14 protein-coding genes are annotated in these 11,979 nt (G+C 65.0%); 7 read left to right on the forward strand and 7 right to left on the reverse strand.

The features are described from left to right. Nucleotides 1-10: 10 nt before the first annotated feature. The 4 genes from BLT71_RS14625 to BLT71_RS14640 form a co-directional block, all read right to left on the reverse strand. Complete coding sequence (locus BLT71_RS14625) at nucleotides 11-178, reverse strand: DUF3117 domain-containing protein (RefSeq protein ID WP_009357720.1); 168 nt, start codon at nucleotides 176-178, stop codon at nucleotides 11-13. Nucleotides 179-411: 233 nt separating this feature from the next. Continuing rightward, nucleotides 412-1,671 carry a hypothetical protein gene (locus BLT71_RS14630; protein WP_091721647.1) on the reverse strand — a complete coding sequence of 420 codons (1,260 nt, stop codon included), beginning with the start codon at nucleotides 1,669-1,671 and terminating at the stop codon, nucleotides 412-414. Further along, entirely contained in the window at nucleotides 1,668-2,093 is a 426-nt protein-coding gene (locus tag BLT71_RS14635) for a DivIVA domain-containing protein (RefSeq protein WP_091721649.1), read from the reverse strand. The genes BLT71_RS14630 and BLT71_RS14635 overlap by 4 nt, the downstream gene beginning before the upstream one ends. A gap of 39 nt (nucleotides 2,094-2,132) precedes the next feature. Then, entirely contained in the window at nucleotides 2,133-2,915 is a 783-nt protein-coding gene (locus BLT71_RS14640) for an LOG family protein (protein WP_091721666.1), read from the reverse strand. Between the two features lie 116 nt (nucleotides 2,916-3,031). Here BLT71_RS14640 and BLT71_RS14645 point away from each other — a divergent pair, with 116 nt between their 5' ends. From BLT71_RS14645 to BLT71_RS14660, 4 genes are all read left to right on the forward strand, one after another. Next, nucleotides 3,032-3,787 (forward strand): amino acid ABC transporter ATP-binding protein, encoded by a 756-nt coding sequence (locus BLT71_RS14645; protein ID WP_091721669.1) that lies wholly within the window; start codon nucleotides 3,032-3,034, stop codon nucleotides 3,785-3,787. Nucleotides 3,788-3,857: 70 nt separating this feature from the next. Beyond that, a complete protein-coding gene (locus tag BLT71_RS14650) occupies nucleotides 3,858-4,745 on the forward strand; it encodes a glutamate ABC transporter substrate-binding protein (protein WP_091721671.1) in 888 nt (295 codons plus the stop codon). Between the two features lie 86 nt (nucleotides 4,746-4,831). Then, nucleotides 4,832-5,482 (forward strand): amino acid ABC transporter permease, encoded by a 651-nt coding sequence (locus BLT71_RS14655; RefSeq protein WP_091721673.1) that lies wholly within the window; start codon nucleotides 4,832-4,834, stop codon nucleotides 5,480-5,482. Then, entirely contained in the window at nucleotides 5,479-6,318 is an 840-nt protein-coding gene (locus BLT71_RS14660) for an amino acid ABC transporter permease (protein WP_091721676.1), read from the forward strand. Before BLT71_RS14655 ends, BLT71_RS14660 begins: the two co-directional genes overlap by 4 nt. A gap of 93 nt (nucleotides 6,319-6,411) precedes the next feature. On the opposite strand, the gene dapE is transcribed toward BLT71_RS14660, so the two are convergent. Further along, nucleotides 6,412-7,548, reverse strand: a complete 1,137-nt coding sequence (dapE, locus tag BLT71_RS14665) for a succinyl-diaminopimelate desuccinylase (protein ID WP_091721679.1) — start codon at nucleotides 7,546-7,548, stop codon at nucleotides 6,412-6,414. 51 nt (nucleotides 7,549-7,599) lie between these two features. Here dapE and dapD point away from each other — a divergent pair, with 51 nt between their 5' ends. Both dapD and BLT71_RS14675 read left to right on the forward strand, forming a co-directional pair. Next, on the forward strand, nucleotides 7,600-8,640 hold the full coding sequence (gene dapD, locus BLT71_RS14670) for a 2,3,4,5-tetrahydropyridine-2,6-dicarboxylate N-succinyltransferase (RefSeq protein ID WP_091721682.1): 1,041 nt from the start codon (nucleotides 7,600-7,602) through the stop codon (nucleotides 8,638-8,640). A gap of 7 nt (nucleotides 8,641-8,647) precedes the next feature. Next, nucleotides 8,648-9,505, forward strand: a complete 858-nt coding sequence (locus tag BLT71_RS14675) for a hypothetical protein (RefSeq protein ID WP_091721684.1) — start codon at nucleotides 8,648-8,650, stop codon at nucleotides 9,503-9,505. A 14-nt stretch (nucleotides 9,506-9,519) separates the two neighbouring features. Here BLT71_RS14675 and BLT71_RS14680 read toward each other — a convergent pair whose 3' ends face one another. Both BLT71_RS14680 and BLT71_RS14685 read right to left on the reverse strand, forming a co-directional pair. Continuing rightward, nucleotides 9,520-10,131, reverse strand: a complete 612-nt coding sequence (locus BLT71_RS14680; protein WP_056075023.1) for a hypothetical protein — start codon at nucleotides 10,129-10,131, stop codon at nucleotides 9,520-9,522. Between the two features lie 103 nt (nucleotides 10,132-10,234). Then, nucleotides 10,235-10,843 carry a TetR/AcrR family transcriptional regulator gene (locus BLT71_RS14685; protein WP_091721686.1) on the reverse strand — a complete coding sequence of 203 codons (609 nt, stop codon included), beginning with the start codon at nucleotides 10,841-10,843 and terminating at the stop codon, nucleotides 10,235-10,237. Nucleotides 10,844-10,947: 104 nt separating this feature from the next. On the opposite strand from BLT71_RS14685, the gene galE reads away from it, so the two are divergent. Beyond that, nucleotides 10,948-11,961, forward strand: coding sequence for a UDP-glucose 4-epimerase GalE (galE, locus tag BLT71_RS14690; protein ID WP_091721688.1), 1,014 nt, complete (start codon nucleotides 10,948-10,950; stop codon nucleotides 11,959-11,961). Nucleotides 11,962-11,979 lie beyond the last annotated feature (18 nt).

Genomic DNA, 11,979 nt, shown 5'->3' on the forward strand with positions numbered 1-11,979 from the left:
TCCGGCACGATTATTCGGTAACGCCTACCAGGCATTCCTTGAGGTTTGCTGCCTCCGCAGCGTTCAGCTCAACCACAAGACGTCCGCCGCCTTCGAGCGGGACGCGCATGATCAGGCTGCGGCCCTCCTTGGTGACTTCCATTGGGCCGTCGCCGGTGCGTGGTTTCATAGCAGCCATGAGGAATTCCCCTCCATTTTGTCCCAGGACTGATCAGCCCGGTCGGGCTGTGTCCGCATGTCGATCAGGCTGCTATGACGGCGGGGCTCTCCACCGCCAAAGCTGCGCGTATTCTGAATGCTTTTTGTCCTTGCTTACTGACTATTATCCCGGAATTACCCGTACGTAGCTAATCGATGGACATTTTCGGCACGCCTTAATTCCGGCTTTGACGTGCACGGAAGCACAATTAATCAGGGCGGGTAATCGCCCCCGCCGGGCAACTGCGCCCAGGCCCACAGCCACACGATCCACACCATCTGCAGCAGCAGGAACATTGTCACGACAGTCCCCCGGTAGGCCCTCGAGCGGGACAGCAGGACGGCACCAAGTGCCAGCGGGAAAAGGGGCAACAGCATCCGGAAGGTGCTGGTCTGCGGGTGCAGGAAAACCACCAGGTAACCCATGTAGCAGGCGCACCACAGGCGCATTTCGACGCCGAGGCGCACCACCGGCGGAAGGAACAGCATGGCGCCGAACAGCGCCACGAAAACAAACGGGGCCAGTACGCCCAGCACCGGGCCGAAAAGGTCGACGCCGGTATCAAACCAGGGCCTGAACGGCACCAGGTCATGCCCGCGCCACACCGTCTCGGTTTTGGTATACGCCTCGATGTCGCCCGTTACAGCCCACGCTGCCGCCGGCCAGGCCAGTGCGGACAGGCCAGCGACACCGGTCAGGGCGCCCAGGCGGACCAGTTCACCTGCCGAGTGCCCGGCGGAATTCGGTGCGATCGGTTGTCCCTGCCTGAACCGGGACACCAGCCGGACGACGAGGAGGATCGCAAGCATCGCGGCGAAGGGCACCCCCACCGGGCGTGACAGGCACATCAGCACCACCACGGGCAACGCCCACAGGTATTGCCGGCGGACCACCAGCAACAGCGCCGCCGCCAGCAGCAGCAGCGTGAGCGGCTCGGCGTAGGGCACCTGCAGGACGGCCGATACCGGGAACGTGGCGAAGAACGCCACCCCCCACAGCGCCGGAGCGTGGGCCGCTTTGTGCCGGAACAGCACGTAAACCACCAGCGCGGCCGCCCAGCCGGACAGCATGGCGATGATGGTCAGCGAAGCTGCGGGGTTCATCCCGGTCAGGCCGCTCAGGCCACGGGCCAACGCCGGGAAAAGCGGGTAGAACGCCCACGCATTTTCCTGCACGTTGCCCAGGGCATCCGTAGGCAGTTGCGTGGGATAGCCGTTGGCAATGACTTCGCCGTACCACCGGGCATCCCAGATATTGATGAAGTTCCAATAGTCGGGTTTGGCCGGGAACCATGGGTTGGTGCCTTGATGCAGTGCTGCAGCCATGAAGATGCAGGCGCTGACGAGCCGGGCAGCCACGTAAATGGCGGACACCTGCGCCCACCACGGCCAGCGCCGGACCACCTCGCCCACCCTGGCGGCCGCAGCCTGCGCAGAACCAAGGTTCGCGCGGCGGCTGTCCACGGTGCTCACCGGACGTCCGCAGCGGATGGCGCGGTCCCGCCGTCGGACGTCTTTCCGGGCTCGACGGCGGACACCGCGCCTTGACTGTCCCCTCGCCCGGCATTGGCCTCCAGGGCGTGGAGGCGTGACCGCAGCTCGTCGGACTCCTGCCGGGCCACAGCGAGCTGGTCCCGCAGCTCGTCGAGGACCTGGTCCACCTGGTCCATGCGGTAACCCCGGAGGCCGAGTGCGAAACGCACCCGGTCCACATCGCGGGGCGCGGCGTCGGCCGGGAGCAGCACCGGGGGAAGGTTTGCCGGCGGTTGCTCAAAACCGCCGTCCAGCAGCGCGGGCAACGCCTGCCGGCCGGTCTTCCGCGAGCGCAGCCCGACGCCGGTCCACAGCACTGCCCCAACCAGCACGATGGCAAGGAAAACGAGAAAGAAGCTCACCGTCCCATCGTGCCAGAACGGTGCCGGGCAGGCTGCGTGCTACTCCGGGCGCTGCTCGCCGTTCAGGGGCGGAATGGGGCCACCGTGGAGCACGCGCTCAACGGCTTCGGCCGGACTGTCCACCACCTGGATCAGGTCGAGGTCTTTCTCCGAGACCATGCCCTCGGCCACCAGGGTTCCCCTGATCCAGTCGATCATCGGGCCCCAGAAGTCGACGCCGAGCAGGACGATGGGGAACGATGTCACCTTCCGGGTCTGCACCAGCACCATGGCTTCGAAGAGTTCGTCGAGGGTGCCCAGGCCGCCGGGCAGGACGATGAAGCCCTGGGCGTACTTCACGAACATGGTCTTGCGGGCGAAGAAGTAGCGGAAGTTAATGCCGAGGTCCACCCACTGGTTCAGGCCCTGCTCGAAGGGCAGTTCAATGCCGAGGCCCACGGAGACACCGTTGCCCTCCACGGTGCCCCGGTTGGCCGCTTCCATGGAGCCGGGGCCGCCGCCGGTGATCACCGCAACGCCGGCTTCAGCCAGCTTGCGCCCCACTTCAACGCCCATTTCGTAATAGACGCTGCCCGGTTTCGTACGTGCCGAACCGAAGACGCTGACCGCCTTGCCGATGTCCGCCAGGGCGCCAAAACCCTCAACGAATTCGCTCTGGATCCGCAGCACGCGCCACGGATCGGTGTGGACAAACTGTCCGGGGCCCTTGGTATCGAGCAGATGCTGGTCCGACATTTCCACGGCCGCCTGCTTTCGGCGGAGTTCGAGGGGGCCTTTGCGGCGCGGTTGGATGTTCTTGGCCGGATCTGCACTGATGCTCATTCCCCAAGGCTAACGCGACTCTTGGCGCAGCCACGGCAGGTATCTCTTGAATCACGATGTGCAGGAACATGCCGTGATTCGCGTCATAACCCGCCGTTCTTCGCTAGATTCTTCCTATGACTACTCATGTGCCCGGCGATGCCCTCGTCTCCCTGAACGCCGTCAATAAGCATTACGGCCAGCTGCACGTTTTGAAGGACATCAACCTGCAGGTCCGCAAGGGCGAGGTTGTCGTGGTCATCGGGCCGTCTGGCTCCGGTAAGTCCACCCTCTGCCGCGCCATCAACCGCCTCGAGACCATCGAGGACGGAACGATCAGCATTGACGGGAAGGTCCTTCCCGAAGAAGGGAAGGCCCTCGCCCAGTTGCGCGCCGACGTCGGAATGGTGTTCCAGTCCTTCAACCTCTTCGCGCACAAGACCATCCTCGAAAACGTGACGCTCGGCCCCATCAAGGTGAAAGGTGTTTCAAAGACCGAGGCCGACAAGGATGCCATGGCCCTGCTCGAGCGCGTAGGCGTTGGGCACCAGGCTCCGAAGCTTCCCGCCCAGCTCTCGGGCGGCCAGCAGCAGCGCGTGGCCATCGCCCGTGCCCTCGCCATGAAGCCGAAGGTCATGCTTTTCGACGAGCCCACCTCCGCGCTTGACCCCGAAATGATCAACGAGGTCCTGGACGTCATGGTGCAGCTGGCCAAGGAAGGCATGACCATGATCGTGGTCACCCATGAGATGGGATTCGCCCGCAAAGCCGCGGACCGGGTCGTCTTCATGGCCGATGGCCAGATCGTCGAGGACGCCACGCCTGAGGAGTTCTTCACGAACCCCAAGAGCGACCGCGCCAAGGACTTCCTCTCCAAGCTCCTCACCCACTGATTCCCCTTCGAACAAACACTCCAAGTTCGCACCCAGGCCGTGATCCGCGGCCATCAATGAAAGGAATGTCATGAAGGCATTTTTGACCCGGCGGAAATCATTTGTTGTGGCGGCCACCGCCGCCCTTGCCCTGTCCCTGAGCGCCTGCGGCGGCGGCGACGCCGGTGGCGGAAGCAACCCCGCTCCCGTGGAAAAGCCGACGTTCGCTGCCGGCACCACCATGGAAAAGATCTCTTCGGCCGGCACCATCAAGATCGGCACCAAGTTCGACCAGCCGCTCTTCGGCCAGGTGGGCCTGGACGGCAAGCCCGTCGGTTTCGACGTTGAAATCGGCAAGCTGATCGCCGCCAAGCTGGGCATCGCGGCAGACAAGATTGAATGGTCCGAGACTGTCTCCGCCAACCGCGAACCCTTCATCGAGCAGGGCAAGGTTGACCTGGTGATCGCCACGTACACCATCAACGACAAGCGCAAGCAGGTTGTCAGCTTCGCCGGACCGTACTACGAAGCCGGCCAGGCCCTGATGGTGAACAAGGACAACGACTCCATCAAGAAGCCCGAAGACGTCAAGGGCAAGAAGGTCTGCTCCGTGACCGGCTCCACCCCGGCCGCCACCATCGTGGACAAGTACGGCGCGGAACTGGTTCCCGCAGCCACCTACTCCGCCTGCCTGGAGCCGCTGCGCAACAAGCAGGTTGAAGCAATCACCACGGATAACGTGATCCTCGCAGGCTTCGTTGACAAGGAACCGGACGCCTTCAAGCTCGCCTCGGACGAAACCTTCACCAAGGAGCCCTACGGCATCGGCCTGAAGAAGGACGATACCGAGTTCCGCAACTGGATCAACGACCAGCTGGAGTCCTTCGACAAGGACGGCGACTACAAGAAGGCCTGGGAGGCCACTGCCGGTTCAGTCATCAAGACTGCTCCGAGCCTGCCCGCGATCAACCGCTACTAAGGCTCAACGGCAGTGCCGGGGCGCGCTTCGGCAGCCCCGGCACTGCACTGTTCCCCTACCCTCCGCTTCCTGAGCCGAAGGAACCCATGGACGTCATCATTGAAAACCTCCCGCTGTACTGGGAAGGTTTTCTACGCACCCTTTTCCTGTCAGTTGTTTCCGGGGTCATCGCGCTTGTACTGGGCACCCTCCTGGCAGCCGCCCGGGTCTCGCCGGTGGCAGCGCTTCGCGGTTTCAGCACTGTCTACGTTGAAATCCTCCGCAACACCCCCCTGACCATCGCCTTCTTCTTCGCAGCTATTGTGCTGCCACGCCTGGGCGTCCAGTTCGCCCAGTTCGAAGTGGCAGCCATCATCGCACTCAGCACCTACACCGCGGCGTTCATCGCTGAAGCTGTCCGCTCCGGTGTGAACAGTGTCCCCGTGGGCCAGGCCGAAGCCGCCCGCAGCATTGGCATGAACTTCGGCCAGGTCCTGAACCTCATCATCCTGCCGCAGGCCCTCCGGACGGTGATCCCGCCGTTGATCAACATCCTGATCGCCCTGGTCAAGAACTCGTCAGTGGCCGGCGCCTTCTTCGTCCTTGAATTGTTCGGTTACGGCCGCCAGCTGGCCAACGCCAACGGTGACCAGGTCATCACGGTCCTGCTGGGTACCGCGTTCTTCTATCTCCTTCTCACCGTCCCGCTGGGCATCCTCGCCAGCACGGTGGAGCGAAAGGTGGCGATTGCCCGATGAGCTCGGTACTTTACGACGTTCCCGGCCCCAAGGCCCGCCGGATTTCCCTGATCGGTTCGGTAGTGGGCGGCCTGGCTATCCTCGGCCTGCTCGCCTGGATCATCTTCACCCTGAGCCAGCAGGGGATCTTTGAAGGCCGCCGCTGGCAAATCTTCACCCGTGCGGACGTTTGGCGGCTGCTTGGCAACGGGCTGGGGGCGACACTGTCTGCCGCGGCGTTGGCCGCCGTCATCGCCTTCCCCTTGGGCCTGCTGCTGTGCCTGTTCCGGATCTCTGACGTCAAGCTCATCCGCGTCCCTACCCGCGTGGTCCTGGAGTTCCTCCGGGGCATGCCCGTAGTCCTGATGATGCTGTTTATCCTCCTCGGCTTTGGCACGTCGCAGTTTATTGCCGTCGTCGCGGGCCTTGTGGTCTACAACGCGGCAGTCTTTGCGGAAATCATCCGCGCCGGCATCCAGTCCCTCCCCAAGGGCCAACGCGAGGCAGGCCTGGCAATCGGCCTGACCAGCTTCAAGTCGCGGATGCTGATTGAACTTCCCCAGGCTGTCCGCCGGATGATGCCGTCCCTGGTGGCGCAGCTGGTGGTGCTCCTGAAGGACACGTCGCTGGGCTACATCGTCGCTTATGGAGAACTGCTGCGGGCGGTACAGCTCATGGCTGACGTCCTCGGGCCGGCGTACCTTTTCCCGGTGTTCTTCGTGGCCGCCGGAATGTATATCGCCATCAATATCTGCATCTCGCGGCTTGCCGTGTGGATCGAGCGGCGCGGTTCCAAGAAGGCGGCCGGTGGCACAGCCAAGGCCGACCCGGCTGTGGTGGAAGCCGGGGCTCCATAGTTCCGCGCGTTGCCTTTAAACAGTTATGGCCCGGATCTGATGATCCGGGCCATAACTGTTTGAGCGCCGCGCTGCGTGGGCGGCAGCGGGCGGTCAGTCCTGAAGCCAGTCCTGCAACGCCCGCAGGCACTCACGGATGGCTTCGGCATCCACGTGTTCGTTGTCCTTGTGGGCCAACAGCGGATCACCAGGGCCGAAATTCACGGCGGGAATCCCCAGCTCGCTGAACCGCGCGACGTCGGTCCAGCCGTATTTCGGCTTCGGCTCGGCACCCACGGCGGCCACGAAGGAGGCTGCAGCGGGGTGGTTCAGGCCCGGCCGGGCACCGGCGGCGGCATCGGTACGGACCACGTCGAAGCCCTCAAGAAGGTTCCGGACAACGGCCTCGGCCTCATCCGGCGATTTGTCCGGCGCAAAGCGGTAGTTGATCTCCACCACGCACCGGTCCGGAATAACGTTGCCGGCCGTTCCGCCGTTGATCTTCACCGCGTTCAGGCTCTCGCGGTAATCGAGGCCGTCAACGTTGACGGTCTGTGGTTCGTAGGCTGCCAGCCGGGCGAGGATCGGGGCCGCCGCGTGGATGGCATTGCTGCCCATCCACGCCCGGGCCGAGTGGGCAGCCTCCCCGACGGTGGTGGCCTCGAAACGGCTGGTGCCGTTGCAGCCGCCTTCCACGGTTCCGTGGGTCGGTTCCAGCAGGATGGCGAAGTCGCCGTCCAGCAGGTGGCCGTGGTTACGGACCAGGCGCCCCAGGCCGCTCTTCACCGCCTCGACTTCCTCATGGTCGTAAAAGACGAAGGTGACATCGCGTTGCGGCTGGCCGCCGTCGTCGAACATGGTGGCAGCGAGTGCCAGCTGGACAGCCACCCCGCCCTTCATGTCCGTGGCACCGCGTCCGTACAGCACACCCTCCCCCGGTACACCGGATTCCCAGGTGGACGGCACGGTTCCCTTCGACCCCTCCGTCAGCGGCAACGGAACGGTATCCAGGTGCCCGGCGAGGATGACGCGTTCGGCCTTCCCCAACTCCGTGCGGGCGATGATGGAATCGCCGTCCCGAACAATCGTCAGCTGGGGAATGTCCGCCAGTGCCGCTTCCACGGCGTCGGCGAGTTCCTTCTCGTTGCCCGAGACGCTGTTGATGTCCATCACGGCTGCGGTCAGCATCGCGACGTCCTGGCGGAGGTCCAGTGCGGGTACGGATGTGCGGGGGGCGGGTTCGGCAGTCACGAAGCCAGTCTAGTTCGAACCCTGGGGCCACCCCTCGATAGACTGGACCACATGACTGAGACCGCTTCCTCCGCCGTGCCCGAAACCCTGAACGACACCACTGACAGCCGCTCCGCCTACGGCTTTGGCGTTGCCACCATTGCTAGCGCCAGCGGCGATGGTTCGGTTGAAGCAACAGTCCTGGACGTGTGGTTCCCGGCGCCGTCGCTGGGTGTTGCCGCGGAGAACCTCCGCTCCGTGGAAAACGCCGACCCGGCGCTGACCCAGATCGCGGACAACGGAGCCGACGAGGACCGTAACACCGAACAGAAGGTGGTCTTCGTCCAGATCAACCTCGACGAAGCACCGGCAGACACGGCGGACGCCTACCTCCGCCTGCACCTGCTCTCCCACCGCCTGGTCCGGCCCAACACCATCAACCTGGACGGAATCTTCGGCAAGCTCCCCAACGTGGTGTGGACCAACTTCGGTCCCGCCGCCGTCGAAGGCTTCGAACTCACCCGTGCCCGCCTCCGCCGCCGCGGCGCCGTCACCGTTTACGGAGTCGACAAGTTCCCGCGCATGGTGGACTACGTGGTGCCCGCCGGGGTCCGGATCGCCGACGCCGACCGCGTCCGCCTCGGTGCCCACCTGGCCGCCGGGACCACCGTCATGCACGAAGGCTTCGTAAACTTCAACGCCGGAACCCTGGGAACCTCCATGGTTGAGGGCCGCATTTCCGCCGGCGTGGTCACCGGAGACGGCAGCGACGTCGGCGGCGGCGCTTCGATCATGGGCACCCTCTCGGGCGGCGGCAAGGAAAAGATCACCATCGGCGAGCGGGTCCTGCTCGGAGCCAACTCCGGCGTCGGCATCAGCATCGGCGACGACTCCGTCGTTGAAGCCGGCCTGTACGTGACGGCCGGTACCCGTGTCCGCGTCCCCGGACCCAAGGACGAGGTAGGCGAAGACACCACAAAGATCGTCAAGGCCGCCGACCTTTCCGGTGTGCCCAACCTGCTCTTCCGCCGCAATTCCACCACCGGCGCTGTGGAGGTCCTCCCCCGCCAGGGCCAGACGGTGGAACTGAACGACGCGCTCCACGCCAACTGATTCCACGGTGGCACGCAGACGCGGCCTCCGCCGACTCGCTGTCCTGTTGCTCGTCCTGGTCCTGGTAGCCGGCGGCATCTACTCTGCAGTGTTTTTCGTGCAGCGCTCCGAAACCCTCGTTTCTGAGCGCTGCACGGCTGTGGTGGGCGACAGGAAGGCCGAACTAGCTCCGGACCAGGCCGTCTACGCCTCCTTGATCACCGCCGTCGCGGTACAGCGCGGGCTGCCTCCCCGGGCCGCCAGCATCGCGCTGGCCACTGCCATGCAGGAATCGAAGCTGCGCAACATCGGCCACGGCGACCAGGCCGGGCCTGATTCGCGGGGCCTGTTCCAGCAGAGACCGTCACAGGGGTGGGGAACCGAAGCCCAGGTCATGGACCCCTACTACGCCGTCAACGCGTTCTACGACGCCCTGGTGAAGGTACCGGGCTACGAAACGCTCGAGATTACGGACGCGGCCCAGCGCGTGCAGCGCTCCGCCTTCCCCACCGCCTATGCCGAGCACGAGGACATGGGCCGCTCCTTCGCCTCCGGACTGTCCGGCCAGACCCCTGGGGCTGTGCAGTGCACGCTCCGATCCGCCGGCACCGAGGGTGACACGGGCGCAGTCCTGGCCGAACTCGGCCGTGCTTACGGAAACCTCGCGGCAACGGACGAAGGGCAGGCCCTGGTGGTGGAGGCCAGCGGCAGCGCGGCGTGGTCCGTCGCCCAATGGGCCGTAGCCAATGCCAAGGGCCTTGACGTTATCCGGGTGGACGTCGCAGGCAGGAGCTGGGACCGCGGCGACAGTGCCGGCTGGCAGGAGTCGGACGCGGCCGAAGGCCAGGTGCGCATTACCGTGTCCCGGGCCTCCTCCGGCGCCTGAGCCCCGGCTGCGGATCAGACGAGGATTTCCACCACCGGCTGCACGTAACTGCGGAACAGCTCCGGCTCGCCCATCAGCTGCTGGCTCATGATGATCTTGTCCGGCTCCAGGTACCACGCCCGGTGCTCGTTGAGCGGCAACTCGATGATGGACAGCTTGAAGTCACGCGAATCGCGGCCCACCTCCATGAGCCTGTCATCCACCATGTCGGTGAGCAGGTGATCAGCGCCGTTGGCCTCCCGTTCCGCTTCCAGCTCTGCGTACTCGCTCCGCCGTTCCCTGGCCCAGGTCAGGGCGGAACCGAAATGTGCCTGCAGGACCCGCTGGAGGGCCGGGGAGTTGCCGAACGCCTCGAAGTCCGGCGGCGAGAGATCCGGCGAGGTGTGCGGGTAAGCCTTGAGCAGCTGTTCCCACCAGGCTTCCCACTCCGTTTTCAGGGCACCCAGCCCGCCGACATCGGCTGTGAGGTGGCTGTGGTCGGCAGGGCGGACCTTGGGCTTGGCGTGCGAGAGCGCAGGGTGTCCGGCTCCGTTCAGTCCTGCGGTATCGCGGAGAAAGAGCGCAATCATCATGGGCCCCGAGGTGTCCGTGGTGATCTGCCATCTGGAACCGCTTGCCTGCTGCATCCGAAGTCCTTCCTGGAGTACTCCCCTGCCCGGGCCGCCTGCACCAACCGCCTGCAGCCCCGGTTCCCAGTCTATTCCCGGTTCCACCTCACGTTAATGTCCGTCAGCGCCCCAGTCCGTCAAGATGGCGTTCCAGTACGCCGGTGCACATTTCCGCAGTCATCCAGGCGGGCTGCAGCAGTGCGTGCATGCCCAGTCCGTCAAGGGTCGCCAGCAGCCGCTCGGCCTCGATCACCAGGTTCTCCTGCGGCTCGTCTGCGGGCATCAGTCCGGCTACGACGCGGCCGGCAATGGCTGCGACCTGCCGGTGGCTGCGGTCCGCCTCTGGCGCCAGGAAGGGTTTGATCCGTGCGGCACTCCTGAAGGCCATCAGGGCACAGATCTCCACGGCCCGCTCTTCATCCAGCGGCAGCATCCCGCCCAGCAGTGTTAATACGGCCTGGCGGTGGGCTGCACTGCCGGGAAGTGCAGCATCCGTGTCGGGGAGCAAGGCCTGGAGTCGCCCCACCACGCGGTCCACAACGCTGGCAAAGGAGAATGCGAGAAGCTCATCGCTGCCGGCGAAGTAGTGGCGGACGGACCCGACGGCGAGCCCTGCCTCGTCTGCCACTTCGCGCAGTGACGCCCGTTCCAGTCCGTCAACGGCAATAATGCGCAGGACGGCGTCTACTACATCCCGGCGCCGGGCATCCGGGTCAACAATTTTGGGCACCCTTATTATTTAGCACACTTGTGCCCCAAACGCGGGACCAGCCGCACCTGCCCGGCATCCGGAACGCGGCGGCAGGCGAGGGCTGCGTTGGATAGGGTTGAGGCATGAAAATTCTGGTTACGGGGGGCACCGGCTACATCGGTTCCCACACTGTCCTTTCCCTGCAGGAAGCCGGCCACGACGTGGTCGTCATCGACAACCTGGTCAATTCCAGCGAAGAGTCCCTGCGGCGCGTTGCCGAACTCAGCGGAAAGGAAGCGGAGTTCCACAACGTTGACCTGGTGGACGAAGCCGCGGTGGAGCGGGTGTTCGCCGGCGCCGGCATCGACGCCGTCATCCACTTTGCCGGGCTGAAGGCCGTGGGTGAATCCGTCCGGGAACCGCTGAAGTACTACTACAACAACCTGGTGGGCACGCTGAACCTGATCCGCGTCATGGACCGCCATGACGTCCGGTCCTTCGTGTTCAGTTCGTCGGCCACCGTCTACGGCGAGCACAACCCCATCCCCTACGTGGAAAAGATGGAGATCGGCGCGAACAACCCCTACGGCCGCACCAAGGAACAGATCGAGGACATCCTCTCGGACCTGGGCGATGCCGACCCGCGCTGGCATATCGCACTGCTGCGCTACTTCAATCCGGTGGGCGCTCACCCGTCCGGCAGGATCGGCGAGGACCCGCAGGGCATCCCGAACAACCTCGTGCCGTTCATCGCCCAGGTGGCCGTGGGCCGCCGCGAGAAGCTGATGGTCTTCGGCGGCGACTACGACACCCCGGACGGCACATGCCTCCGCGACTACATCCACGTGGAGGACCTTGCCGAGGGGCACGTCGCTGCACTGAACTACGTGGCCGGCCGTGCAGGCGTGTTCCGCTGGAACCTTGGCTCCGGCAGGGGCTCATCCGTCCTCGAAGTGCTCCGCTCCTTCGAAAAGGCCGTGGGCGAGCCCATCCCCTACGAAATTACGGAGCGCCGCGCAGGCGACCTCCCGGCCTTCTGGGCTGACGCCGCCTCCGCGCTGGCGGACCTGGGCTGGTCCACCACCAAGACCGTGGACCAGATGTGCGAGGACCACTGGCGCTGGCAGAAGAACAACCCGCAGGGCTACGCGTCCTAGCCTCCCCTCATCGATTGC

This window comes from Pseudarthrobacter equi, assembly GCF_900105535.1.
Taxonomy (GTDB): Bacteria; Actinomycetota; Actinomycetes; order Actinomycetales; family Micrococcaceae; genus Arthrobacter; species Arthrobacter equi.

Excerpts from the sequence above, each read along its gene's own strand:
- dapD (WP_091721682.1), top strand. The coding sequence starts at position 7,600 with ATGACTGAGACCGCTTCCTCCGCCGTGCCCGAAACCCTGAACGACACC.
- BLT71_RS14645 (WP_091721669.1), top strand. The coding sequence starts at position 3,032 with ATGACTACTCATGTGCCCGGCGATGCCCTCGTCTCCCTGAACGCCGTC.
- BLT71_RS14625 (WP_009357720.1), bottom strand. The coding sequence starts at position 178 with ATGGCTGCTATGAAACCACGCACCGGCGACGGCCCAATGGAAGTCACC.
- BLT71_RS14650 (WP_091721671.1), top strand. The coding sequence starts at position 3,858 with ATGAAGGCATTTTTGACCCGGCGGAAATCATTTGTTGTGGCGGCCACC.
- BLT71_RS14660 (WP_091721676.1), top strand. The coding sequence starts at position 5,479 with ATGAGCTCGGTACTTTACGACGTTCCCGGCCCCAAGGCCCGCCGGATT.
- galE (WP_091721688.1), top strand. The coding sequence starts at position 10,948 with ATGAAAATTCTGGTTACGGGGGGCACCGGCTACATCGGTTCCCACACT.
- BLT71_RS14680 (WP_056075023.1), bottom strand. The coding sequence starts at position 10,131 with ATGCAGCAGGCAAGCGGTTCCAGATGGCAGATCACCACGGACACCTCG.
- BLT71_RS14640 (WP_091721666.1), bottom strand. The coding sequence starts at position 2,915 with ATGAGCATCAGTGCAGATCCGGCCAAGAACATCCAACCGCGCCGCAAA.
- BLT71_RS14655 (WP_091721673.1), top strand. The coding sequence starts at position 4,832 with ATGGACGTCATCATTGAAAACCTCCCGCTGTACTGGGAAGGTTTTCTA.